Here is a 24,620-nt window from a genome sequence, read left to right on the forward strand (position 1 = left end):
AAGGAACGTAAAATGTCGCGCTCTGAAGCGATTTACCACCGTGTGGTGATCTGGATTTTACTGATTGTCATGATGTTGCCGCTGCTGGCGACGCTGGTCTATGCGCTGGTGCTGGAATGGGGTGCCACTATATTGCCGAGCGGTTTTACCCTCAAATGGCTGGTGGAATTGTGGAGTGATCCGCGTTTCCTGATTGCGCTCTGGCACTCGCTGCTGGTGTGTTTTGGCACACTTTTCCTCTCGCTGGTGCTGATCCTGCCACTCATGTTTGTGATTGCTTACTATTTTCCAAAGCTTGATGCGCTGATGAATATCCTGATCTTACTGCCGTTCGCCGTGCCACCCGTGGTGTCGTCGGTCGGTCTGATGCAACTCTATTCCGCTGAACCGCTGGCGCTGACCGGCACGCCGTGGATCCTGATCGGTTGTTACTTCACCATCGCGCTGCCGTTTATCTATCGCGCCATCTCCAACAACATGCAGGCGATCAACCTGCGTGACCTGATGGATGCGGCGCACCTGCTCGGGGCCAGCACCTGGAAAGCGGCACTGCTGGTGGTTTTACCGAACTTACGTAAAGGCGGAATGATTGCCGTCCTGCTGTCGTTTTCCTTCCTGATCGGGGAATTTGTATTCGCCAACCTGCTGGCGGGCAGCCGTTATGAAACGGTTCAGGTTTACCTCTATAACATGCGCAATGGCAGCGGCCATTTTACCAGCGCACTGGTCATCTCCTATTTCATGGTCGTCCTGATTTTCACCTGGGTGGCGAACATCCTGAACAAAGGAAAGCGCTGATTATGTCGTATTTACAGGTTACTCAACTCAATAAGTCTTACGGCCCGACGCAAATTTTCAACAACATCGATTTTTCAGCACAAGAGGGTGAATTCGTCACGCTGCTGGGACCCAGCGGTTGTGGGAAATCCACACTGCTTCGCTGTCTCGCAGGGCTGACGTCGGTGGACAGCGGAAAAATTCTGATACAGGGGCAGGATATTGTGCCGTTGCCGCCGCAGCAGCGCGGTATAGGTATGGTCTTCCAGAGTTATGCGTTGTTTCCGAATATGACCGTGGAAGCTAATGTCGCGTTCGGCCTGAAAATGCAAAAGATACCGGTTTCCGAGTTGCATCGCCGCGTCGGTGAAGTGCTGGAACTGGTGGAAATGAACGACTATGCCAAACGTTATCCGCATCAGCTTTCCGGTGGCCAATGTCAGCGTGTGGCGCTGGCGCGTTCACTGGTCACACAGCCGCGTCTGTTGTTGCTTGATGAACCGCTTTCCGCGCTCGATGCCCGTATCCGTAAGCATTTGCGTGAGCAAATCCGCCGTATTCAGCGTGAAATGAACCTGACGGCGATTTTCGTGACACACGATCAGGAAGAAGCGCTGACCATGTCCGATCGGATTGTGCTGATGAACAAAGGACAAATCGTCCAAAATGCTGACGCCGAAACCCTGTATACTGAACCGGTGGATGCGTTCGCCGCAGGCTTTATCGGCAGTTACAATCTGTTAAACCCTGAACAGGCGATGGCGCTGACCGGCATACGTTATACCGGTCGCGTCGCCATCCGGCCGGAGTCGGTCACGATGTGTGAACTGACTGAAGGCATTCCGGCTAAAATTATCAGCCACAGCCTGCTCGGTAACGTCGTGCGTTATCGCGTTTTAGCGCATGGCGTTGAGCTTTCTGTGGATGTCTTAAACCGCTCTGTGGCCTCACTTCGTGCCGATGGCAGCGATATTGGTCTACAGTTAGATCTTGTTACGTTACGGGAAGTTGCATGAAACTGGCGCTGTTTGATCTCGATGAAACCCTGATTAGCGGCGACTGTTCGAGTTTGTGGTCAGCCTATATGGTGGCCAATGGCTGGGTGGCCGATGAACAGGCTTTCCTGCAACAAGATGCCGCACTGATGCAGCAATACGCTGCCGGCCAGATGGATATGCAGGAGTACATGCGTTGTACTTTGGTGCCGCTGTCCGGCCGCCGTCAACGTGATGTCGCGGCAATGGTCGCGAATTATATTCAGGATGTGATTGCCCCGCGTGTTTACGCGCAGGCGCGTGAGTGTCTGGCTGCTCACCGCGCACAGGGCGACCGGACGGTGATTATTTCCGCGTCCGGTGAACATCTGGTGCAGCCAATTGCCCGTTTCCTTGGTGTTGATGAAACGCTGGCGATTGGTGTTGAAATCAAAGAAGGGCGCTTTACCGGCGCCACACAGGGGACGATGACCTACCGCGAAGGCAAAGTTTCGCGGTTACTTGAACTCATCAATCAGGACGAATCCCTGTTGCAATCAGCCAGTTTTTATTCGGATTCCCATAATGATCTGCCGTTGCTGACGCGCGTTGGGCAGCCTGTGGTGGTGAATCCGGACGCCATCCTGCTCCAGCACGCCCGGCAGGCAGGATGGCCGGTCTATGCCTGGCGTTAATGGAGCTGTTTTTTCGTGTTAACCCTTTTGCATCTGTTGTCTGCTATTTCTCTGCTCGTATGGGGTACGCACATCGTGCGTACCGGCATCATGCGCGTCTTTGGCGCCAATCTGCGCCGTGTTCTGAGTAACAGTGTCGAGAAAAAACCGCTGGCGTTTGTGGCGGGGATTGGCGTAACTGCGCTGGTGCAAAGCAGTAATGCTACCGCGCTGCTGGTCACGTCGTTTGTATCGCAGGGGCTGGTGGCACTGGCGCCGGCACTGGTGATTATTCTCGGTGCAGATGTCGGGACCGCCGTGATGGCGCGTATCCTGACTTTCGATCTCTCCTGGCTTTCTCCGCTGCTGATTTTCGTCGGTGTTGCATTCTTCCTCAGCCGTAAACAAACCCGCGCGGGGCAAATGGGCCGCGTCGGTATCGGACTGGGTCTGATTTTACTGGCGCTGGAACTGATTGTGGGCGCAGCAACACCGATCATGCAGGCCTCCGGCGTGAAAGTTTTATTCTCCTCACTGACGGGTGATGTACTGCTCGATGCTCTGACCGGCGCAGTGTTTGCCATTATCAGTTATTCCAGCCTGGCTGCCGTGTTGCTGACAGCAACCCTTGCCGCAACCGGCGTGATTTCGCTTAAAGTATCGCTGTGTCTGGTCATCGGTGCCAATCTTGGCAGCGGGCTGCTGGCGATGATTAACGCCAGTAAAATGAACGCTGCCGGTCGCCGGGTCGCGCTCGGCAGCACGTTGTTTAAACTGATTGGTTTAGTGATTGTGCTGCCGTTTGTCGGACCGTTGTCGACCCAACTGACGCGGCTTGGGATCCCGGATGAGGAACTGGTGATTTATTTTCACATGTTCTACAACCTGATCCGTTGTCTGGCAATGGTGCCGCTGACTGCGCCGATGGCGAAGATTTGCCAGATGATGATTGCCGATGTGCCGGAAGATGATCCGCGTCTGCGCCCGCGTCATCTTGACGTCAGCGCGATAGATACACCGACGCTGGCGCTGGCCAATGCCGCCCGCGAGACTTTGCGCATGGGCGACGTGGTCGAACATATGCTGATCCTCAACCGGGAAGTGATGCACGGTAAACTGGCGCAGGATCGCGAAGTGCGGCGTCTCGACGATGACGTTGATGTGTTGTACACCGCCATCAAACTGTATCTGGCGCAAATCAATAAAGAAGGGTTGGGCGAAGATGACTCCCGCCGCTGGGCAGAAATTATCGAAATGGCGCTCAACCTCGAACAGGCCGGTGACATTATCGAACGTATGACCGGCGATATCACCGCCAAATCCCACGCTACGCGCCGCGCGTTCTCGCCGGAAGGCTTGGTGGAACTGGATGCCTTACATGAAAAATTACAAGATAATCTGCGTCTGAGTTTGGGGGTATTCCTGTCAAACGATCTCACCAGCGCACGCCGTCTGCGACGTTCCAAACACCGCTTCCGCATTCTTGACCGCCGTTACGCGCATGCCCATGTTGATCGCTTGCATCAGCATAATGTGCAGAGTATTGAAACCAGTTCGCTCCACCTCGGGTTACTGGGAGATATGAAACGTCTGAACTCACTGTTCTGTGCGGTGGCGTATAACGTGCTGGATCAGGATGAGCAGGAAGACGAGCAGCGCGAACCGAATGATGATGCGCAACGGGTGTAGTACGAATAAAAACGGGCGCTGAGGAAGGCGCCCGTTTCTTTTTGCTGTTTTTTTACGGTCTGGACATCAGTCTTTTTTGACCGGTTTGCCGGACCAGTAACCGGCCAGCAAAGAACCTGAAAGATTATGCCAGACCGAGAACAATGCACCCGGCAGTGCGGCCAGCGGGGTGAAGTAGATTTTCCCCAGCGTCGCGGCTAAGCCTGAGTTCTGCATCCCGACTTCCATCGCCAGCGTGCGACAGGTGGTTTCGTCAAAGCCAAACAGTTTTCCACCCCAGTAACCGCTCAGTAAACCAATGCCGTTGTGCAGAATAACCGCCACAATCACGATCAGTCCCACAGAACCGATAAAGCCCTGACTGCCCGCCACGACGGCGCTGATAATGGCGATAATGCACACCATTGAGAAAAGCGGCAGCAGCGGTTCGATGCGTTTTACGGTTTTCGTGAACAGATGATGAATAATCAGACCGGCTAAAATCGGGATGACGACGATTTGCAAAATGCTCAACAGCATGCCTTCCACATCGACCTTGATGTGCGTATCAACATACAGACGTGTTAGCAATGGCGTGGCGAAAACGCCAACCAGCGTGGAAACCGCAGAAATCGTCACGGAAAGCGCGACGTCGCCTTTCGCCAGATAAATCATGACATTAGAAGCAGTTCCGCTGGCCACGCTGCCAACCAGAATCATCCCCGCCGATAAATCTGCGGGCATATGGAACAGCTTTGCCAGTACCCATGCCGCCAGCGGCATGACCAGATAATGCAGGAAAGTAGCGGCAGCAACCGGGCCGGGCCGGGAAAGTACGCGTTTGAAATCACCGAATTCGAGAGTGACGCCCATCGCGAACATGATCAGCATCAGCAGGGTAGAAACGTGCGGGCCGATCGGCGTAAACGTGCCGGGCGAATAGTAGGCCGCGACGGATAACAGCACGGCCCACAACGGGAACAGGCGGGTTATTATGGCTAACATTGAGGATGATCCTTGTCTTTGTTGTTTTGCAAAAGTACAGACAAAAAAAAGACCGGGCACGTGGCCCGGTCTTCTCAGATACCGCGCCCGTCCTTATTCGAATAGGTTGCGGTGTAGAGTTTTAACAACCTGATCGGCATCGTTGCCCGGCACCAGGAAGCATAAATTGTAGCTACTTGCGCCGTAGCAAATCATGCGGATATTGAACGGATCCAGTACGCCGAAGACTTCTTTGCCGACGCCACAGGCCTGTGACAGTTTGTTACCGATAATCGCGATCAGTGCCAGATTTTCTTCGACTTCCACGCGGCACAGTGAGGATAATTCTGTCAGCAGCGAGGTGGTCAGCAGGCTGTCACCCGAGGATGTGGAACCGGTGGTATCCAGCGTCAGTGCGACGCTGACTTCGGACGTTGTGATCAGATCAACAGAGATGCTGTGACGAGCCAGAATGCCAAACACTTCGGCGAGGAAACCGCGTGAATGGAGCATGCTCAGGCTGTGCAGCGTGACCAGCGTTTGTCTGCGGCGCAGGGCTATCGCGCGGAACAGCGGCGGATTATCGCTGGTATCACACACCAGGGTGCCACCGCCTGACGGGTCCTTGCTCGAGCCTACAAACACCGGAATACCGCGGCGCACCGCTGGCAGCAGCGTTGCAGGATGCAGAACTTTCGCACCAAAAGTCGCCATTTCAGCCGCTTCTTCAAATGCGATACGGTCAATACGTTTTGCCGCCGGCACCAGACGTGGATCGGTAGTATAAATCCCCGGTACGTCCGTCCAGATATCCACCCGGGAAACGCTCAGCGCTTCGCCTAACAATGCGGCGGTATAATCGCTGCCACCACGGCCAAGTGTCGTGGTACGCCCTTTGCCTTCAGAACCGATAAAACCTTGTGTGATCACCAGAGCGTCCTGCAAGCGCGGTTGCAACTGCTGAACGGTTAACTCGTTTAATGCCTGAGTATCTGGCTCCGCCCGGCCAAAGCGATCATTGGTGCGCATAATTTTACGCACGTCGAACCATTCCACCGGCACGTTACGCTGGCGAATGATTTCAACAAACAGCAGAGTAGACATCAGTTCGCCATGGCTCACCAGTTCGTCAGTCAGCGCGGTAGATGTCGCCAGGCTCGCCGCTTCTGACAACATAGCGATATTTTCCAGCATGCGGCCGATTTCTTCGCGGATCACTGTCGGATTATCGAGGCGGTCGATGATAGCGCTCTGGATGCGCCGAATTTCATCAAGCAGGAACACCCGTCGTTCGGTTTCTTTACCTTCGGCCAGCTCGACTAATAAATTGGTGACGCCCGCAGAGGCGGAGAGGACAACCAGACGCACTTCAGGACGCGACAGCACGATATCCGCGCTGCGGTTCATTGCGTCGAAATCCGCCACGCTGGTACCGCCGAATTTGGCGACGATGACATTACCCAAAGGCTGCTGACTGGCGTTGCGGGATACTGCGTGATTCATGTAAAACCTCGTGTCCGGGTCGTCATACCATGACGGCCATCGATTCCATAAGAATTGGCACAAAGGGAAGAGCGGGAAACGGGAGCAGGCGTAGAGATACTACGATACACCCAGAAGCGCCCCACCTAGCCGACACCCTTTTGGGGTGTTCCGGTGACAACCCAGGGGATTCAGCCCCTGTAGTCGATCGTTCGCCTGCCGCGGGCTTATGATCTCGGCGCCGCTCCCCCTGATGTATCTTCGTAGGATTTCGGCTCCTCCGATACACTGCCTGGGCGACGCGCCTCTTCTGGCTCGCGCACCGAGCGCGCGAGTTAGGCGCTTAGGAATAGCCGTTTATCGCCCGTCTGTCAACGGTCAGGCAGCGCATGCGCTACATTTTGAGCGATTCTCATCTAATATTGTTCTCTGTCATTGTGATTAAGCAGATCTGACCTATCGCAAGAAAAGGCATCTCTTCCCGGGAACTTCAGGCTACAATCGGGACAGTTACCTCATATTTATTCTCAGCCTAAGAGCATTGCTATGAAAAATATCAATCCAACTCAGACCGCTGCCTGGCAAGCCCTGCAGCAGCATTTCGACAAGATGAAAGATGTGCAGATTAGCCATCTGTTTGCTGAAGATGGTGATCGTTTCTCCAAATTCTCTGCCACGTTTGAAGACCAGATGCTGGTCGATTTCTCTAAAAACCGTATCACTGCAGAGACGCTCGATAAACTGCAGGCGCTGGCGAAAGAGACTGACCTTCAGGGCGCAATCAAATCGATGTTCTCTGGCGAGAAGATCAACCGCACCGAAGACCGTGCTGTTCTGCACGTAGCCCTGCGTAACCGCAGCAACACACCAATCATCGTGGACGGCAAAGATGTTATGCCGGAAGTGAACGCAGTTCTGGCGAAAATTAAAGGTTTCACCGGGCGCGTTATCGGTGGCGAGTGGAAAGGGTATACCGGCAAAGCCATCACTGATGTGGTGAACATCGGGATCGGCGGTTCAGACCTCGGTCCGTTCATGGTGACTGAAGCACTGCGTCCGTACAAAAATCATCTGAATATGCATTTCGTCTCCAACGTAGATGGCACGCATATCGCTGAAACGCTGAAAGATTTGTCTCCGGAAACCACGCTGTTCCTGGTGGCATCAAAAACCTTCACCACACAGGAAACCATGACCAACGCCCACAGCGCGCGTGACTGGTTCCTGGAAACTGCCGGCGACAACAAACACGTGGCGAAACACTTCGCTGCGCTGTCTACCAACGGTAAAGCAGTGAGCGAGTTTGGTATCGATACCGACAACATGTTCGAATTCTGGGACTGGGTCGGCGGTCGTTACTCTCTGTGGTCAGCAATCGGTCTGTCTATCGCGTTGTCTGTTGGGTTCGATAACTTCGAACAATTGCTGAGCGGTGCTCATGCAATGGACAAACACTTCGCGAATACGCCGGCTGAGAAAAACCTGCCGGTGCTGCTGGCACTGATCGGCATCTGGTATAACGATTTCTACGGCACTGAAACCGAAGCTATCCTGCCATACGACCAGTACATGCACCGTTTTGCCGCTTACTTCCAGCAAGGCAACATGGAATCTAACGGTAAGTTCGTTGACCGTAACGGTAATCCGGTGGATTACCAGACGGGCCCGATCATCTGGGGTGAGCCGGGCACTAACGGCCAGCATGCGTTTTATCAGCTGATTCACCAGGGGACTAAAATCATCCCTTGTGACTTCATTGCGCCAGCCATCAGCCATAACCCGCTGAGCGATCACCACGCGAAACTGCTGTCTAACTTCTTCGCCCAGACGGAAGCGCTGGCATTCGGTAAATCTCTGGACGTTGTCGAGAAAGAATTCGCCGATCAGGGCAAAAAACCGGAAGACGTGAAACACGTTGCGCCGTTCAAAGTGTTCGAAGGGAACCGTCCGACCAACTCCATCCTGCTGCGTGAAATCACGCCTTACAGCCTGGGTGCGTTGATCGCGATGTACGAACACAAAATCTTTACTCAGGGCGTGATCCTCAACATCTACACCTTCGACCAATGGGGTGTAGAACTGGGCAAACAGCTGGCAAACCGTATCCTGCCAGAACTGGAAGATGACAAAGACGTGACCGGGCATGACAGTTCGACTAACGGTCTGATCAACCGCTTCAAAAACTGGCGCTAATACCCGTTATCCTTCGCGCTGCCCCGGCGTTGGCTGCCTTCATGAACCCCGGTCACATACTTGTGTATGCTCCCGGGGATTCATTCAGTTGCCGCCTGGATGCAACACGAATGATTTAGGGCATTAAGGTTTTTATACGTCAAAATAAAAGGGTTAGCCTTCACCGGCTGGCCCTTTTTTAATGGCGCTTTTCCTGTGCTGACTCTGTGGTATTCTGCGGGTATTAATAACAAAAGTGGGATGTAGATCACATGGCAGGATCAAAGCGGGCATTAATGATATCCGTCATTATGCAGCGAATTTTGAACATATTCTTATTAGGACTGGCCGCAATCCTGATGATTTTTATCGGGCGTGAAACCTACCACTTAGCAATGGTGCTGTTCGTGAATAACGATCAGTCGTCCTCGTATCTGCTCATCGAGGGGATTGTGATTTACTTCCTCTATTTTGAGTTTATTGCCCTGATAATTAAATATTTTTCATCGGGCTATCATTTCCCTTTACGCTATTTCATTTACATCGGTATCACCGCGATCATCCGTTTGATCATCGTTGATCACAAAAGTCCTTACGACACATTGGTTTACGCCTGCGCCATCCTGGTGCTGGTTGTGACGCTGTTCCTGGCCAATGGCGAACGTCTGCGTCGCGAATAAATGAGGCAATTACTGCCTCGCATTCATACGCTAGAATGTGAGGCAGATAATTCATTGGAGGTATGAACACCTTCATTACGGAGCTATTGATGTCTGATTCCCATTCCACCGAAAAATCCCCGATCCACTGGTTTGACGATCCTTCGCAGGTGCCTGCGGATGTGGCTGACTGGCTGATGGAAATGGGATCCATGACCCGCCGGTTTGAAAAACAGGGTGTGACCGTCACCGTGAAACCGCAAAACGAATGTTTTGTCAGCCGCGAAGAACTGGGTGAAAGCGAGGCGCAGCAGTTGCCGGAAAGCGCCCGTTACTGGATCCGGGAAATCGTATTGTTTGGTGACGCACAACCGTGGCTGCTGGGGCGCACGGTCATTCCTGAAGAAACACTGACCGGGCCAGATCTGGCGCTGGTCGATTTAGGGACTGTGCCGCTGGGCCGCTACCTGTTCAGTGGCAATAATCTGTCCCGTGATTATATCCATCTGGGTCAATTACACAGTGAGCAGGGCGAGTTATGGGCACGCCGTTCCCGCCTGCGCTTGTCTGACAAGCCGCTGTTGTTGACCGAAATTTTCCTACCGGACTCACCGGTTCATCGTCCGCAAAGCCAGGCGGAGCAGGAATGAGTCAGACTAACCAAGCAGGAGAACAAAGAGTGTCAGGAAGTATGACTCAGGGCACATGGCGTGATTACTGCCGCCTGATGCGTATTGATAAGCCGATCGGCTCATTGTTGCTGTTGTGGCCAACGTTATGGGCGCTGTGGGTAGCCGGTGGCGGAATGCCCTCTGCGAAGATTTTGCTGGTCTTCGTGCTGGGCGTGTTTTTCATGCGTGCCGCCGGTTGCGTAGTGAATGACTACGCCGATCGCAAATTTGATGGTCATGTAAAACGTACCGCTCAACGGCCATTGCCGAGCGGGGCGATCACTGGCAAGCAGGCGAAAATATTATTCGTCGGACTGGTGCTGGTGTCATTCCTGCTGGTTCTGCTGCTTAACCGCATGACCATTTTACTGTCTCTGGCCGGACTGGCGCTGGCATGGATTTACCCATTCATGAAGCGCGTCAGTCATCTGCCTCAGGTCGTTTTAGGCGCAGCGTTTGGCTGGGCTATCCCGATGGCTTATGCGGCGGTGAGCGAAAGTGTGCCGCTCAGTTGCTGGTTAATGTTCGTGGCAAATATCTGCTGGACGGTGGCTTACGATACGCAATACGCGATGGTCGATCGTGACGATGATGTGAAGATCGGCGTGAAATCGACAGCGATTCTGTTTGGTCGTTTTGACACGCTGATCATCGGCCTGCTGCAACTGGCAACGCTGGTGCTGATGGGCATTGTCGGCCATCTTTCCCAGCTCGGTGCACCGTTTTACTGGTCGCTGCTGCTGGCTGCTGCGCTGTTTGTACATCAGCAGAAGCTGATTGCCAAACGTGAACGTGATGCCTGTTTCCTGGCTTTCCGCCAGAACAATTATGTCGGGCTGGTGCTGTTCCTCGGCATTCTGATGAGCCTGTCAGGGTTCACGTTGTAAATATTCCTGAACTGATTCAACGCCCATAAAAAAACGCCCGGCCTCCGTAAAGAGTCCGGGCGTTTTTATGCAGCCAGCACTGGCTGGCGCTAATGGCGGTTAATGATTGGTATCGCGCACATCCAGCTTCGGCTCCGCCGGAGGGGCAGTCGGTTGCGGCAAATCAGACGGCATACCCGCACTCTCAATGGTCAGCTTGATGTCTGATGTCATCAGATCACTGAGCATGAGATAAATTTCACGTGTTTGTTCCTGAATGGCATCACCGCTGTCACTGATATAGCCTTCAGCGCGAAGTGTACCGACCAGCGTCGAGAAAACGGCTTTATCGAAGAATTCAGGGGCATTGATACCGTGCAGTACGGACAAACGCTGCGCCATAATCCGGCTCTCTTTCTCCAGCGCACCACGGTTGATACTTGGGTTATTGGTGAGCAGGGAGAAGGTAATCGCGTAGCGTTGCAGCGTTTCACGTACACCGGCCGCCAGCAGTTGCAGGGTACGGATCCGCGCCGGATTAAGGGTCAGTTCATCATCTTCAAGATGAATGATTTGCTGACGTGCCAGTTCCAGCGTCAAAACATCCAATACCTGTGGCAGCTCAGTCGTCTCGAAATGCATAAACAATTCGGCTTTGAGCATCGGATAAATCAGTTCGACCTGACGCAGTAATTCCGCGCGGCTGACCTGACGGTGATGCATCACAATGCTTGAAATCAGCGACGGCAACACCAGCATATGATGGATGTTGTTGCGGTAGTACGTCATCAGAACGGCCTGTTCGCGCGGCAGTACGATGATGTCGCCAATGTTGTCTTTCTCAACCTGGAACTTGTTCATGTTCAGCGCGTGATCGAGCAACTGATCGGCAGTCAGATCCGGCACCGTTGAATCCGCGTTGTAAGGTACGTTACGCAGTAATTGCAGGTAGCAGTCTATTTGCTCGGTCAGTTGTTCACGGGTCAGTGAACGCTGGCGTGAGGCCAGCAGCGCGGTACAACACAAGTTCATGGCATTGGCTGCTGCTGAATTGTTGATACGCACCATGATCTGTTCTGCTAAATCCTGTACCGTTGGCGTCAGCCAGCTCGGACGTTGTGCTTCGATCGGGTCGATGGCTTCACGCCAGGTCGGCACATTCTGGTTCAGGTAAGTGGTCAGATGCAGCGGTTCACCAAAGTTCACATAACCCTGGCCGAGATTGCGCAGCTTGCGCAAGCCGTTAAGCATTTGCGTCAGGCTTTCTTTCTCTTTAGTCGCACCGCGCAATTCTTTGGCATAGGTGCCCACTTCCATGACGTGCTCATAACCGATGTAAATTGGCACCAGCGTAATCGGGCGTGAACCGCCTCGCAGCATGGCCTGAATGGTCATGGCCAGCGTACCGGTTTTCGGCTCCAGCAGGCGTCCGGTTCGCGAACGTCCCCCTTCCACAAAGTATTCCACCGAATAACCACGGCTGAATAGTTCGCCCAGATATTCACGGAACACCGTTGAATAGAGCTTGTTGCCTTTGAAGGTTCGACGAATAAAGAACGCGCCCAGACGGCGGAAAATCGGGCCAGCTGGCCAGAAATTCAGGTTGATGCCAGCGGCAATATGCGGCGGTACCAGCCCCTGATGATAGAGCACGTAAGACAGAAGCAGATAGTCCATGTGGCTGCGGTGGCAGGGCACATACACAATTTCCTGACCGTCCAGCGCCAGCTGGCGTACACGCTCAGCATTATTAACATTGATGCCTTTGTACAAACGGTTCCACGTCCAGCTCAGTACGCGATCAGAGAGGCGCACGGCTTCATAAGAGAAGTCAGCGGCAATCTCTTCCATCAGGGCGATGGCATTTTGCTGGGCTTTTTCGTGGGAAATTTTCTTGCTGCGGGCTTCGTCTTCAATCGCTTTTTCAATGGCTTTTGAGGACAGCAATTTGTTGAACAAGTCCTGACGTGCCGGAAGACGTGGGCCAACGGCGGCCAGACGTTGACGGGAGAAGTGCATCCGCGCCACACGTGCCAGCTTTTGAGCAATGGTTTTATCTGTGCCGTGTTCCGTCGCCATATAACGCAGGGAAACGGTATTGGAGAAGCGGACAAAACTGTCCCGCCCCAGCCAAAGCACAGCGAAGAATTTCTGGATGCCGTTCAGTACGCGCAGATGTGGCGTGTCATCCTGACCTTCACGGCCCGGTGCCCGACCAAACATCACCGACACCGGCAACATCTGAATGTCTAAATCCGGGTTATTGCGGTGCAAATCAAGGTAGTCGTGGAACAGCTTTACGGATTCCTGCTTCGGCGTGTAATAAGAGAATACGCGCGGACCTTCAGCAATAAAGACATGGCTTGGCAGCAGGGTTCCGTCAATTTCCAGCGGAATAAGGGGATCAGGCAGATTCTGTGCCAGACATTGCGCACGCAACGTCAGCAAATCGGCTTTGGAATTATAGGGCAATACATACAAAATCGGCCGCGTCGGGTCTAAATGCAACTCGGTAACCGGATCTGAAGGTATGACCTTGCTCTTTACCAGCAATGAGAGCGGTAAATTCAATAATGTGTAATAAAGTCTACGCCAACCTGACATAAAAACGTGAAGCCTCTTGTTAGCCATTTCGCCGCAAGGATACCAGAAAGCTCAGATGAGATCTGTGGTGATGCAATACCCTTCTTATTTCAAGCCGCAGGGGTGTTGGCTTAAGACGTTCACCCGAATCACTTACTCATGTAAGCTCATCAGGATTCACTTCTTTACCGCCTTTCTGCACCCCGACTATTTGGGGTATAAAGTGCGGCAAATTCTCTAAGGATCAGTAAAAGAAATGGCTAACCAAGTCACTGGATTTACCCGAATTTATAAAGCAGCTGGCTATTCCTGGAAAGGGCTGAAAGCGGCATGGCAAAATGAAGCGGCCTTTCGCCAGGAAGCCAGCGTCGCTATTCCGTTAATTTTGTTATCTTTTTGGTTTGATGTCAGCCCCGTAGAACGCATTCTGCTGGTGGGATCCGTTGTTTTGGTCTGTGTCACTGAACTGCTCAACAGCGCGGTAGAATGCGCGATAGACCGTATCGGATCTGAGTTTCACGTACTTTCAGGTCGTGCAAAAGATATCGGCTCGGCTGCCGTACTTCTGACCATCATATTGGCGTTTTTTGTCTGGGTCAGCATCTTTTGGCCACGATGGTTCTGATTTGGAATCTGCATTCCAGGAATCAACGTTATGCCCTGTTTTTATTCAATCTTAGGTTTTCATTGATCGTTTAGCTGTATATACTCACAGCAAGACTGTATAAACAACCAGGGGGCGGAATGAAAGCTTTAACGACCAGACAACAAGAGGTCTACGACCTTATTCGCGATCATATCTCCACCACCGGTATGCCACCCACCCGCGCAGAGATTGCATCACGTCTGGGGTTCCGTTCCCCCAATGCGGCGGAAGAGCATCTCAAAGCGCTGGCGCGTAAGGGTGTTATTGAGATTGTTTCCGGCGCATCACGTGGCATTCGTTTGCTGATGGAAGAAGAAGAGGGTTTACCGCTGATCGGCCGGGTTGCTGCCGGTGAGCCGTTGCTGGCCCAGCAACATATTGAAGGACACTATCAGGTCGATCCGGCCATGTTTAAGCCGAGTGCCGATTTCCTGCTGCGTGTCAGCGGTATGTCGATGCGTGATATCGGTATTCTTGATGGCGATCTGCTGGCTGTACATAAAACGCAAGACGTGCGTAATGGACAGGTTGTTGTGGCCCGTATAGATGATGAAGTCACCGTGAAACGTCTGAAAAAACAGGGCAGTGTGGTGCAGTTATTGCCTGAAAACAGCGATTTCCAGCCGATCGTGGTTGATTTACGTGAGCAGAATTTCAGCATTGAAGGGCTGGCCGTAGGCGTCATCCGCAACGGTGACTGGATCTGACCTTCGTACTTCGGGCTGCAGATGCGTTGGCTGCGTGCGTTCACCCGAATCACTGACTCCTGTCAGCTCATCGGGATTTTTTTACTTGCCGCCTTCCTGCAACTCGAATGACTCGGTCAGATATTACTGGGTCAAATTCTTGATCCCAATGGTCATATTGTTGATTTGCGGGTTCGTTAGCCGCCTCTGACATACCGCTAAGCTTTAACGTTTCATCTTGTCGCCCCTTCCGGGGCGATGTCACTTACAGGCATAACCTGAACCTCCGGCATGAGATTCTCTATGCAACATCATTCCCCGCGACAAACACTCAAAAACACCTTTTTAAGCCCCGCTGATAAGGCGCTCTGGAGGCTGGCATTGCCGATGATTTTTTCAAATATCACGGTGCCTCTTCTCGGGCTTGTGGATACGGCGGTGATCGGTCATCTCGACAGCCCGGATTATCTCGGCGGAGTGGCTGTGGGTTCGATGATCACGACTTTCCTCTTTATGCTCTTACTTTTTTTACGGATGAGTACCACCGGCATGACCGCTCAGGCGCTGGGCGCGAATGATAACCGGTTGCTGGCGCGCGCTTTCGTACAACCCTTTCTGCTGGCCGTATTGTCTGGTCTCACCATAGTGTTGTTCCGGCACCCCCTGATGGAACAGGCGTTTCATATCGTCGGGGGCAGCCAACCGGTGCTTGAACAGGCGAGGCTGTTTATCGAAATTCGCTGGTTCAGTGCCCCGGCTTCACTGGCGAATCTGGTGATCCTTGGCTGGCTGTTGGGCATTCAGTATGTTCGCGGGCCGGTGATTTTGCTGATTGCCGGGAATCTGCTGAATATCATTCTGGATCTGTGGCTGGTGATGGGGCTGGGCTGGAATGTGCGTGGTGCTGCCATGGCGACGGCAAGTTCCGAGTATTTCACGCTATTTATCGGGCTGTACTTTGTCTGGCGGGTAATGAAGCAACGGGGTATAACCGGCGCACAAATCACCTCGGCCTGGCGTGGTAACCTGCGCCGTCTGCTGGGGCTTAACCGCGACATTATGTTGCGTTCACTTCTGCTTCAGCTTTGCTTTGCCTCACTGACCGTTCTCGGCGCACGGCTTGGCAGCCACATCGTGGCGGTGAATGCGGTGCTGATGAACCTGCTGACCTTCACCGCTTTTGCGCTGGACGGTTTTGCCTATGCTATCGAAGCGCATTCCGGTGAAGCATTCGGTGCCCGGAATCGCCAGAAATTGCTGGATGTCTGGCATGCCGCGTGCCGTCAGGCCGGGCTGGTTGCCCTGATTTTTGCCCTGATTTATGCGCTTGCAGGCGGGGCGATCATTGATGCGCTGACGTCACTACCTGAGTTACGCGAACTGGCGGACCATTATCTGGGCTGGCAAATCATCCTGCCGCTGGTAGCTGTCTGGTGTTATTTACTGGATGGCATGTTTATCGGTGCCACGCGCGGGCGGGATATGCGTAACAGTATGGTCGTGGCGGCGATAGGATACGGGCTGACGCTTTTCAGCTTACCGCTGTTGGGCAACCATGCCTTGTGGCTGGCATTGACGGTTTTCCTGGGGATGCGGGGATTATCCCTTGGCTGGATTTGGTGCCGTTACTGGCGGCACGACACCTGGTTTTCGCTTCATGCGGAATGATTTGTATGCTTTTCAAAGGAATAAACCCCGCCCTGGCGTTATTTCCTGCTTTGGATTAATCCTAATAACGGGTTTTATCTCTGTTTCAGGAGGATTAATCGAGATTCTCTACTAACCTTTGAAGTGTTAAGGACGAACTGCAAGCCAGAAATGCAGTTCACAAAACCCAAGGTAACAGGAGATATTATTATGAATAAGGATCAAGCCGACGGTAACTGGAAACAGTTCAAAGGGAAAGTGAAAGAACAATGGGGTAAATTGACTGATGATGACCTGACAGTGGTTGAAGGTAAACGTGATCAGTTAGTGGGTAAAATTCAGGAGCGCTATGGCTATCAGAAAGATCAGGCCGAGAAAGAGCTCAATGAATGGGAAACCAAAAATAAATATCACTGGTAACATGCGACTCCCCCTCGCATATCAGTGACGTATCCTGAAAAATGCTGCTCCTACCCGGAACAATTCAGGATACGGGTACACGGAAGTACCCAACCTTTGCATTTCACCTTCCCGCAGTCTTTCAGTTCCTCTTCCGTAACACCTTCATCTCTCAGCGTTTTTTCACCACTATACTGTGGTCGTGATCACACCGGTCATGGCTGTCACAGGTTTCCACTACTTTACATTCTGCACATAATCCATGCGCTTCCACCACAGAATGGCGAAGATCAAAACCGGATTCCATTGCCAGTTTTGCCAGGCGTTCTTCAATGCCATCGGTGGTTTTTTCGGTGACCAGCCCACAGCGGTCACAGATAAACAGCGCAGAAGTATGGCTTGGCTCTTCAAAATGATGGCAGAGAACATAACTATTTGCAGATTCAACGCGGTGAATAAACCCCTGTTCCAGCAGAAAATCCAGCGCCCGGTAAACCGTTGGCGGTTTCGCCTGAGGTTCGCTCACACGCAACAGATCCAGCAAATCATAGGCGCTGATCGCACCGGGTTGTTGCGTCATCAGACGCAGTACTTCCAGCCGCTGCGGGGTCAGGCGAACATTGCGCTGCTGGCAAAGCTCTTCAGCTTGTGAAAGTAATTTTTCCGGGTTATTCAGGGTCATGGCAACGGTCTCTGAGCGCAGATTGGAATAAAGAGGCCACATCATGCGACCCGTGATGATTTTACCATGCTTGCACCAAAACGACGAATTATGCGCCATTCAACCTGCCATCGCGTCCAGCGCCTTTTCCACATACAGATATCCGATACCCATAATCTGCTGCTCCCGGCTCAGTATTCCCGGTGCAATATGCGTCGCCTGAGTTTTGACGTGATCGATACGATCAAAGGGATTGAGGCCGCTTTGTCCGCAGACGGTTTTCAGCCAGGCATCGCCAAAACCACAACTGCGGCCATAAAGATAAATGTGATTGATATTCAGAATGTTGAGAAAGTTATACAGACTCAGCCCCAGCGCGCGGGCACCTTCCATAACCTGCTCGCAAATGGCACTTTCACCCCGATGATAGCGGTCGATCAGTTCCTGTGTTGAAGGCGTTCTCCTTGCCGGATCCGCAGGCTCAAGCTGACGGGCCTTTTTCTTTAATGCTGACAATGAGGCCAGCGTTTCGAGGCAACCATATCGTCCGCAGGCGCACCGGTCGCCTTGGGGATCAATGATGGTATGGCCGATTTGTCCGCTGCCAAACAGATTACCGCGATAAATTTGCTGGTTAATCACGAAGGAAGAACCGATGCCGTAATCGACATTAATTACACAAAAATCCTGATGATAATTAATGCCTTGCCATTTCTCCGCCAGCGCCAGCATGATGCAGTCATTGTCCATCAGGATGTCAGTTTGCAACTTTTCTTCCAGAAGATACTTAATCTCAATTTCACCGGTCCAGGGTGCCTGCGGCATCCGCTGTGATACGCCGGTAGTCGGATTAACCTGCCCGTGGATCGCCAGTGCCAGCCGGATTTTCAGTCCGGGATAGCTTTTTTTGTACTGATGAAAGCAGGCTTCGATTTGCGTCAGCAGTGCATCCGGCGTTCTGACCGAAATCTCCGTCATTTGATAGTCACTCAGCGGTAAAACGAGTCTGCTGACCAGAATACTTTCGATGCGGTAAGGCGTGATATTCAGGCACAGCACGGCGCTGCCGTCGGTGGCTATCTGGTAACTTCCGCCGCCCAGCCCGCGCGAGTGTAAATTGACCGGACTGTGGATGATTAAGCCATCATTTTGCAGATCGTCGAGGATCTTACTGACGGCCGGGATCGACAGACGGGAAAGCCTGGCCAGCGTGGATTTACTGGCATTTTTCTCGCGATATAGCAACGTCATCAGCACCTGCTTATTGAACTGACGCAGCCGCAGATTATTCAATCCGGTTACCGACATTTACTAAACCCCGTTTACTGAATTGCGTGACCGTAGCAAATCCTCCCTGTCAGTACGCTGCGTAGAATCTCGAAATTGATATTTCGATCCAGCGCACTGAGGGGAAATCATGAGCACAGCGGTAAAAGTCTGGCAGGAAGCGATCGAGCTCCCGACCTGGCTGACAGGAAAACAGGACACGCACCCGATGTTTCTGGCACACCGGGTTTATCAGGGGTCTTCCGGTGCGGTATATCCGTACGGCGTGACGGATACGCTGACCGGTGAGAAGGTTATGAAAACCTATCAGGCGCTGTATCTGGAAAATGATTTTCTTAAAATCATGCTGCTACCGGAGCTGGGTGGTCGTGTCCACCGTGCCTGGGACAAAATAAAACAGCGTGATTTTGTCTATTACAACGAAGTGGTGAAACCCGCGCTGGTCGGTTTACTGGGGCCGTGGATTTCCGGGGGTATCGAATTTAACTGGCCGCAGCATCACCGTCCGACCACTTTTATGCCGGTGGATTTCACTCTTCAGGCACACGATAACGGTGCTCAAACCGTGTGGATGGGCGAAGTGGAACCGATGCGCGGCTTGCAGGTAATGACCGGTTTCACCCTTTATCCCGATAAAGCGCTGCTGGAAATCAGCGCCAAAATTTACAACGGCAATCCGACGCCGCGCCATTTCCTGTGGTGGGCTAATCCGGCAGTTACCGGCGGTGATGGCCATCAGAGCGTATTTCCGCCGGATGTCACCGCCGTTTTCGATCACGGTAAACGGGACGTTTCTTCCTTCCCGATAGCCACCGGCACCTATTATAAGGTGGATTACTCGGCGGGCGTGGATATCTCGCGCTATAAAAACATTCCCGTTCCGACGTCCTACATGGCCGACAAATCTGACTATGACTTCGTGGGCGCGTATGACCACGAACAGCAGGGCGGATTACTGCACATCGCTGACCATCATGTATCGCCGGGTAAAAAGCAGTGGACGTGGGGGAACTGCGATTTCGGTCGTGCGTGGGATCGTAATCTGACCGATAACAACGGGCCTTATATTGAGCTGATGACCGGCGTATTCACCGATAATCAGCCGGATTTCACCTGGCTGGATGCATTTGAGGAGAAGTGTTTCGTTCAGAACTTCCTGCCTTACAGTGCCCTGGGTACGGTGCAGAATGCCTCCGGGCAGGCGGTGATTAAACTTGAGCGTCACGGGCCAAAACTGGCGTGGGGCATTTATGCGGTCAGTCCGTTGCAAGGCGCGAAAATCAGGATCAGTTCTGAAGATGGCACGCAAATTCTGCTGGAAAAGGACATGACTTTGCAGCCTGGAGACGTGGTTCAGGGCGAACTGAGTGGCGAATTCCCATCGCGCCTTCAGCTGCGCTTGCTGAATGAACAGGGGCAAGAGCTGTTGTCCTATCTGGAACATCAGGCCAGTGAGACGCCGTTACCGTCGCCTGCCAGCGCGCCCTTGCCCGCGCAGGACATCACTTCTGCAGATGAGGCCTGGTTTATCGGTCAGCATCTTGAGCAATACAACCATGCCAGTCAGGGGGCTGTGAATTATTACCGGCGTGGTGTGGAACTGGATGCGCTGGATTATCGCTGCAATCTGGCGCTGGCAACACTCAGCTACAATCAGGCTAATTTTACTCAGGCCCTGGCTTTTGCTGATGTGGCGCTGAGCCGGGCACACAGACTGAATAAGAATCCGCAATGCGGGCTGGCGAGTCTCGTTCGTGCGAACGCGCTTGAGGAGACCGGTGATTTTGACGCGGCTTTTGACAGCTATTACCGCGCCGTCTGGAGCGGCAACGCTAAATCCGGGGGCTACTTCGGGCTGACACGGATAGCCATCCGCCGTGAGCAGTATCCGCAGGCGCTGAGTTTCTGTGAGCAGGGGTTGGCGACGCAGGCGAATCATTACGGCCTGATCGGACTGAAAGCCACGCTGCTGTGTCTGCTAGGTCAGGACGCCGAGACGTATATCGAAGCACATTTAACACGTTACCCGCTGCATTACCTTCTGCACTTCCTGCGTTATCACCTTTCGCCTGATGCGAAATCGGCAGCGCAATTGCGCGATGTCACCGGCCGGCGTGGCGAAAACGCCATGAATATCGCCATTCAGCTGACCGGTTGCGGACTGGATGCACTGGCACTCGAAGCGCTGGACGTGCTGAAAAGTCAGGAAACGTTACCGCTGTATTTGCAAGCGTCCCTGCAAAAAGAAGGGCGCGAGGCATTGTGTCTGGCAGCGCGAAATGCTTTCCCGCAGCATGTTCGTTTCCCGCAATGGCTGGCGGAAGTTCGCATGCTTGAGGCTTTCCCTGATGACGCATTTGCCTTGCATTTACTGGCGTCTTTCCATTACAGCAAAGGTAATACACAAACGGCGGTGGCCTGCTGGCAGCGTTGTCTGGTGCTGGAACCGGACTTTGCGGATGCATGGCGCGGACTGGGAATTGATGCGTGGAACCGTCAGCAAGATAGTGCAAAAGCGCACCACTGTCTGGAAGAGGCGTGCCGTTTACAGCCACAGGATGCGCGGCTGTTATTTGAATCTGATCTGCTTAATCGCCTGACCGGCGTTGCGCCGCAAATCCGTCTGGCGCGGTTGGAAAAAGTGTTGTCCGTCGCCACACAGCGTGACGATCTGATCGCTGAACTTCTCAGTTTATATAACCAGTGCGGACAGTTACAGGCAGCACGGGCGCTGCTGGCTGACCGGAAATTCCATCCATGGGAAGGCGGTGAAGGGCGCATCACCGGTCAGTATCTGCTGAATAAACAGTTGCTGGCGTTTGAATATCTCAGTGCAGGAGATGTGATTGCCGCGCAGGCGCAGCTGTTATCCGCGCTGGAATATCCGCAAAACCTCAGCGAAGGACGGCTGGTCGGGCAAACGGATAACGATATCTGCTTCTGGCTGGGTATTTGTGCGCAAAAACTTCAGCAGCATAAACAGGCGCAGACTTGGTTTGAGCGTGCGGCGGCGGGTGACAAAGGGATTGGCGAGCGGCGCTATTACAATGATCAGCCGGTAGATTATTTGTTCTATCAGGGTATGGCACTGCGCAAACTTAATGATATAGAGCAAAGCCGTCAGGTCTTCAGGCACATGCTGGAATGGGCGGAGAGCACAGCGGACCAGCCTGTTCAGGCTGATTTCTTCGCGGTGTCATTGCCGGATTTAGTCGTGCTTACCAGCGATCGTCAGAAAGAGCATCGCATTCATTGTCTGCTGGTGAAAGCGCTGGCCCTGCGTGGTCTGGAAAACGAGGCTTACGCTGATGTGTTGCAGCAAATCTTTGCGCTGGATCCTTCCTGTGCCAAAGCACATCTCTTTTCACAATTACCGGATTGCTGAGTGAAGGGGAAGAGAAAAATGGCTCTGTATTCTCTGGAAAATCATCGGCTTGCATTGACTGTGTCGCCATGCGGCGGCACTATCCTGCAACTGCTGGCAAAGCGGGCGGATGACAATGTCCCTCTGCTGCGCCCGTCAGTACTGAGTGAGGATACCCCAGCCGCAGAGTCGGCCTGTTTTCCTCTTCTTCCCTTTGGTAACCGTCTGAAAGGCAACGCTTTTGATTTTGAAGGCCGCCATTACACTCTGCCGCCCAACACCGGGGACGCGCATTATCTGCATGGCGATGGCTGGCTGGGAAACTGGCAATGCGTTTTCCAGAGTGAGGTCGCGCTGACGCTGGCGTTTACGCATCGCAGCGACAGTTACTGCTATCGGGCGGAGCAGCATTTTTCTTTGCATGATAACCGGCTGGATATCAGCTTATGTATCACCAATCAGGGGGCTGATCCTCTGCCTTTCGGGCTGGGATGGCACCCGTTTTTCCCGCTCAGCGAAACCACCCGTCTTCAGGCAACAGCGTCCGGTTACTGGCAGGAAGACGCGCAGTGGCTGGCGGGCAAACACCATAACAAGCTGCCTGCCGGTCTGGATTTCTGCACGCCTCAGCCCCTTCCCCGCCACTGGGTGAATAACGGTTTTTCCGGCTGGGATGGCAAGGCAGAGATTGTCTGGCCAGAATCCGGCCATACGCTGCGGCTGACCACGTCTCCGGACTGCCCGGTGTTCTTCCTGTTTATATCCGACAGCCGTTTTGACCCCGGTTGTCAGCATGATTTCTTCTGTTTTGAACCCATGACCCATGCGGCAAACGATCATCATTTGCCGCACGGGGGCTCGCTGCGGGTGTTATCTCCCGGCGAATCTCTGACACAGCAAATGTCGCTGCACAGCGCGACGATTAACATCCCGGAATGAGGAATGCTTATGTCTGACTCAAAAGCTTTGAATATGCCCTACGTGTGGATGATTTGTCTGGTGGCTGCCTGCGGCGGCTTATTGTTTGGCTATGACTGGGTGGTGATCGGCGGCGCAAAACCTTTCTACGAGGCGTATTTCGGCATCACCGATGCGGCAATGTCTGGCTGGGCCATGAGCTCCGCGCTGTTGGGTTGTGTTCTGGGCGCGGCAGGTTCGGGCTCACTTTCGGACCGGTACGGACGTCGCCTGCCTCTGATTATCGCTGCCGTTCTGTTCACTGCATCAGGTGTCGGTACGGCACTGGCATTCAGCTTTAACAGCTTTGTGTTCTGGCGAATTGTGGGCGGTGTTGGGATTGGCCTGGCTTCCGCGCTGGCCCCGGTTTACATCGCAGAAATCAGTCCGGCAGAAAAGCGCGGGCGCTTTGTGGCCGTGAATCAGCTGACAATTGTGCTGGGGGTGCTGGCCGCACAGCTTATTAATCTGATGATAGCCGAACCGGTCGCCTCTGCCGCTGTGCAGGCGGACATTTTACAGAGCTGGAACGGTCAGACCGGCTGGCGTTATATGTTTGGTGCTGAAGCTATCCCGGCCGCCATCTTCCTGATCCTGATGTTTGTGGTACCGGAATCCCCGCGCTGGCTGGCGAAAGCTAACCGTTATCCGCAGGCCGAAAAAGTTCTGCAACGGATCGGTTCCGTGGAATATGCCCGCGTTACGCTGGCGGATATCCGCCGGTCACTGGGCTCGGAAAACCAGAAAGTGCCGTTTTCCACGCTGTGGGAACCGCGCGTCAGGCCGGTCATTCTGATGGGGATTGTGCTGGCAATTTTCCAGCAATGGTGCGGCATCAACGTGATATTCAACTATGCACAGGAAATTTTTGCCTCGGCGGGATTTGACATCAACGATACGCTGAAATCGATTGTCGCCACCGGCCTCATCAACCTTATTTTCACTTTACTGGCACTGCCGCTGGTGGACAGAATCGGCCGCCGTCGCCTGATGCAACTGGGGTCTGCGGGGCTGACCGTCATTTATATTTTGATCGGACTGTCTTATTCGTTTGGTGTCACGGGGTTACCGGTGTTACTGCTGGTGCTGGTGGCTATCGCCATTTATGCCATGACGCTGGCACCGGTGACCTGGGTATTGCTGTCTGAAATCTTCCCTAACCGGGTGCGTGGTAACGCGATGGCGGTGGGCACGCTGGCATTGTGGATCGCCTGTTTCCTGCTGACTTACACCTTCCCGCTGATGAACGCAGCGCTGGGTGCGGCGGGCAGTTTCTTCATCTACGCTGTTATCTGTCTGGCGGGTTGGATTTTCATCCAGTGCAACGTGCCGGAAACTCGCGGGGTGACGCTCGAAGCACTGGAGCAGCGTCTCAGCCGTACCGACGCCGAGCGAAAAGCTGAAAAAGCGGCGATGTCCGAAAGCCACTAAACCCCATACGATGCCGAATCTTTGTTCTGTGG

20 protein-coding genes and 1 riboswitch are annotated in these 24,620 nt (G+C 53.3%); of the genes, 15 read left to right on the plus strand and 5 right to left on the minus strand.

Annotated elements, in window-relative coordinates; genetic code table 11:
• The first annotated feature begins 12 nt into the window (after positions 1-12).
• The 4 genes from EVX52_RS19275 to EVX52_RS19290 are packed head-to-tail and all read left to right on the plus strand — an operon-like array spanning position 13 to position 4,114.
• On the plus strand, positions 13-798 hold the full coding sequence (locus EVX52_RS19275) for an ABC transporter permease (protein WP_129991927.1): 786 nt from the start codon (positions 13-15) through the stop codon (positions 796-798).
• A gap of 2 nt (positions 799-800) precedes the next feature.
• Positions 801-1,793: an ABC transporter ATP-binding protein gene (locus EVX52_RS19280; protein ID WP_129991928.1), complete on the plus strand. Its 993-nt coding sequence runs from the start codon at positions 801-803 to the stop codon at positions 1,791-1,793.
• Positions 1,790-2,446: an HAD family phosphatase gene (locus EVX52_RS19285; protein WP_129954841.1), complete on the plus strand. Its 657-nt coding sequence runs from the start codon at positions 1,790-1,792 to the stop codon at positions 2,444-2,446. Before EVX52_RS19280 ends, EVX52_RS19285 begins: the two co-directional genes overlap by 4 nt.
• A 15-nt stretch (positions 2,447-2,461) precedes the next feature.
• Complete coding sequence (locus tag EVX52_RS19290) at positions 2,462-4,114, plus strand: Na/Pi cotransporter family protein (protein WP_129991929.1); 1,653 nt, start codon at positions 2,462-2,464, stop codon at positions 4,112-4,114.
• Positions 4,115-4,180: 66 nt separating this feature from the next.
• On the opposite strand, the gene panS is transcribed toward EVX52_RS19290, so the two are convergent.
• Entirely contained in the window at positions 4,181-5,098 is a 918-nt protein-coding gene (gene panS / locus EVX52_RS19295) for a ketopantoate/pantoate/pantothenate transporter PanS (protein WP_129954840.1), read from the minus strand.
• A gap of 93 nt (positions 5,099-5,191) precedes the next feature.
• Complete coding sequence (lysC, locus tag EVX52_RS19300; protein WP_129991930.1) at positions 5,192-6,580, minus strand: lysine-sensitive aspartokinase 3; 1,389 nt, start codon at positions 6,578-6,580, stop codon at positions 5,192-5,194.
• A 106-nt stretch (positions 6,581-6,686) separates the two neighbouring features.
• A riboswitch (Lysine riboswitch) is annotated at positions 6,687-6,877 on the minus strand.
• Positions 6,878-7,105: 228 nt separating this feature from the next.
• Here lysC and pgi point away from each other — a divergent pair.
• From pgi to ubiA, 4 genes are all read left to right on the plus strand, one after another.
• On the plus strand, positions 7,106-8,752 hold the full coding sequence (gene pgi / locus EVX52_RS19305; RefSeq protein ID WP_129991931.1) for a glucose-6-phosphate isomerase: 1,647 nt from the start codon (positions 7,106-7,108) through the stop codon (positions 8,750-8,752).
• Between the two features lie 251 nt (positions 8,753-9,003).
• Entirely contained in the window at positions 9,004-9,411 is a 408-nt protein-coding gene (psiE, locus tag EVX52_RS19310) for a phosphate-starvation-inducible protein PsiE (RefSeq protein ID WP_129954837.1), read from the plus strand.
• A gap of 89 nt (positions 9,412-9,500) precedes the next feature.
• Entirely contained in the window at positions 9,501-10,040 is a 540-nt protein-coding gene (ubiC, locus tag EVX52_RS19315) for a chorismate lyase (protein ID WP_129954836.1), read from the plus strand.
• Between the two features lie 41 nt (positions 10,041-10,081).
• On the plus strand, positions 10,082-10,948 hold the full coding sequence (ubiA, locus tag EVX52_RS19320; RefSeq protein ID WP_205951617.1) for a 4-hydroxybenzoate octaprenyltransferase: 867 nt from the start codon (positions 10,082-10,084) through the stop codon (positions 10,946-10,948).
• Positions 10,949-11,047: 99 nt separating this feature from the next.
• Here ubiA and plsB read toward each other — a convergent pair whose 3' ends face one another.
• Positions 11,048-13,531, minus strand: a complete 2,484-nt coding sequence (plsB, locus tag EVX52_RS19325; RefSeq protein ID WP_129991932.1) for a glycerol-3-phosphate 1-O-acyltransferase PlsB — start codon at positions 13,529-13,531, stop codon at positions 11,048-11,050.
• 235 nt (positions 13,532-13,766) lie between these two features.
• Between plsB and EVX52_RS19330 the strand changes: the two genes are divergently transcribed.
• From EVX52_RS19330 to EVX52_RS19345, 4 genes are all read left to right on the plus strand, one after another.
• Entirely contained in the window at positions 13,767-14,135 is a 369-nt protein-coding gene (locus EVX52_RS19330; protein WP_129954833.1) for a diacylglycerol kinase, read from the plus strand.
• A gap of 119 nt (positions 14,136-14,254) precedes the next feature.
• On the plus strand, positions 14,255-14,863 hold the full coding sequence (gene lexA, locus EVX52_RS19335) for a transcriptional repressor LexA (protein WP_129954832.1): 609 nt from the start codon (positions 14,255-14,257) through the stop codon (positions 14,861-14,863).
• A 282-nt stretch (positions 14,864-15,145) separates the two neighbouring features.
• Positions 15,146-16,510, plus strand: a complete 1,365-nt coding sequence (gene dinF / locus EVX52_RS19340; protein WP_129991933.1) for an MATE family efflux transporter DinF — start codon at positions 15,146-15,148, stop codon at positions 16,508-16,510.
• A 189-nt stretch (positions 16,511-16,699) separates the two neighbouring features.
• Positions 16,700-16,909, plus strand: a complete 210-nt coding sequence (locus EVX52_RS19345) for a CsbD family protein (protein ID WP_013577368.1) — start codon at positions 16,700-16,702, stop codon at positions 16,907-16,909.
• A 151-nt stretch (positions 16,910-17,060) separates the two neighbouring features.
• Here EVX52_RS19345 and zur read toward each other — a convergent pair whose 3' ends face one another.
• Positions 17,061-17,570 carry a zinc uptake transcriptional repressor Zur gene (zur, locus tag EVX52_RS19350; RefSeq protein WP_129954862.1) on the minus strand — a complete coding sequence of 170 codons (510 nt, stop codon included), beginning with the start codon at positions 17,568-17,570 and terminating at the stop codon, positions 17,061-17,063.
• Between the two features lie 99 nt (positions 17,571-17,669).
• A complete protein-coding gene (locus EVX52_RS19355) occupies positions 17,670-18,857 on the minus strand; it encodes an ROK family transcriptional regulator (protein ID WP_129991934.1) in 1,188 nt (395 codons plus the stop codon).
• A 109-nt stretch (positions 18,858-18,966) separates the two neighbouring features.
• Here EVX52_RS19355 and EVX52_RS19360 point away from each other — a divergent pair, with 109 nt between their 5' ends.
• From EVX52_RS19360 to EVX52_RS19370, 3 genes are read left to right on the plus strand one after another with little or no spacing between them, the layout of a single operon-like run.
• Positions 18,967-22,221: a DUF5107 domain-containing protein gene (locus EVX52_RS19360; RefSeq protein WP_129991935.1), complete on the plus strand. Its 3,255-nt coding sequence runs from the start codon at positions 18,967-18,969 to the stop codon at positions 22,219-22,221.
• A gap of 18 nt (positions 22,222-22,239) precedes the next feature.
• The gene (locus EVX52_RS19365) at positions 22,240-23,139 is read left to right on the plus strand and encodes an aldose 1-epimerase (RefSeq protein WP_129991936.1); all 900 of its coding nucleotides are present in this window, start codon (positions 22,240-22,242) and stop codon (positions 23,137-23,139) included.
• 9 nt (positions 23,140-23,148) lie between these two features.
• Positions 23,149-24,588, plus strand: a complete 1,440-nt coding sequence (locus tag EVX52_RS19370) for a sugar porter family MFS transporter (RefSeq protein ID WP_129954827.1) — start codon at positions 23,149-23,151, stop codon at positions 24,586-24,588.
• Positions 24,589-24,620: the final 32 nt, after the last annotated feature.

Origin of the sequence: Rahnella sp. CFA14(1/10) (assembly GCF_004195095.1) — a bacterium.
In the GTDB taxonomy this organism is placed as follows: Bacteria; Pseudomonadota; Gammaproteobacteria; order Enterobacterales; family Enterobacteriaceae; genus Rahnella; species Rahnella perminowiae.

What these genes read in the sequence shown, in the direction of transcription:
- lysC (WP_129991930.1), bottom strand. Translation starts at nt 6,580, where the DNA reads ATGAATCACGCAGTATCCCGCAACGCCAGTCAGCAGCCTTTGGGTAAT.
- EVX52_RS19345 (WP_013577368.1), top strand. Translation starts at nt 16,700, where the DNA reads ATGAATAAGGATCAAGCCGACGGTAACTGGAAACAGTTCAAAGGGAAA.
- psiE (WP_129954837.1), top strand. Translation starts at nt 9,004, where the DNA reads ATGGCAGGATCAAAGCGGGCATTAATGATATCCGTCATTATGCAGCGA.
- EVX52_RS19275 (WP_129991927.1), top strand. Translation starts at nt 13, where the DNA reads ATGTCGCGCTCTGAAGCGATTTACCACCGTGTGGTGATCTGGATTTTA.
- panS (WP_129954840.1), bottom strand. Translation starts at nt 5,098, where the DNA reads ATGTTAGCCATAATAACCCGCCTGTTCCCGTTGTGGGCCGTGCTGTTA.
- dinF (WP_129991933.1), top strand. Translation starts at nt 15,146, where the DNA reads ATGCAACATCATTCCCCGCGACAAACACTCAAAAACACCTTTTTAAGC.
- EVX52_RS19285 (WP_129954841.1), top strand. Translation starts at nt 1,790, where the DNA reads ATGAAACTGGCGCTGTTTGATCTCGATGAAACCCTGATTAGCGGCGAC.
- plsB (WP_129991932.1), bottom strand. Translation starts at nt 13,531, where the DNA reads ATGTCAGGTTGGCGTAGACTTTATTACACATTATTGAATTTACCGCTC.
- EVX52_RS19365 (WP_129991936.1), top strand. Translation starts at nt 22,240, where the DNA reads ATGGCTCTGTATTCTCTGGAAAATCATCGGCTTGCATTGACTGTGTCG.
- lexA (WP_129954832.1), top strand. Translation starts at nt 14,255, where the DNA reads ATGAAAGCTTTAACGACCAGACAACAAGAGGTCTACGACCTTATTCGC.
- pgi (WP_129991931.1), top strand. Translation starts at nt 7,106, where the DNA reads ATGAAAAATATCAATCCAACTCAGACCGCTGCCTGGCAAGCCCTGCAG.
- ubiC (WP_129954836.1), top strand. Translation starts at nt 9,501, where the DNA reads ATGTCTGATTCCCATTCCACCGAAAAATCCCCGATCCACTGGTTTGAC.
- EVX52_RS19355 (WP_129991934.1), bottom strand. Translation starts at nt 18,857, where the DNA reads ATGTCGGTAACCGGATTGAATAATCTGCGGCTGCGTCAGTTCAATAAG.
- EVX52_RS19330 (WP_129954833.1), top strand. Translation starts at nt 13,767, where the DNA reads ATGGCTAACCAAGTCACTGGATTTACCCGAATTTATAAAGCAGCTGGC.
- zur (WP_129954862.1), bottom strand. Translation starts at nt 17,570, where the DNA reads ATGACCCTGAATAACCCGGAAAAATTACTTTCACAAGCTGAAGAGCTT.
- EVX52_RS19370 (WP_129954827.1), top strand. Translation starts at nt 23,149, where the DNA reads ATGTCTGACTCAAAAGCTTTGAATATGCCCTACGTGTGGATGATTTGT.
- EVX52_RS19360 (WP_129991935.1), top strand. Translation starts at nt 18,967, where the DNA reads ATGAGCACAGCGGTAAAAGTCTGGCAGGAAGCGATCGAGCTCCCGACC.
- EVX52_RS19280 (WP_129991928.1), top strand. Translation starts at nt 801, where the DNA reads ATGTCGTATTTACAGGTTACTCAACTCAATAAGTCTTACGGCCCGACG.
- ubiA (WP_205951617.1), top strand. Translation starts at nt 10,082, where the DNA reads ATGACTCAGGGCACATGGCGTGATTACTGCCGCCTGATGCGTATTGAT.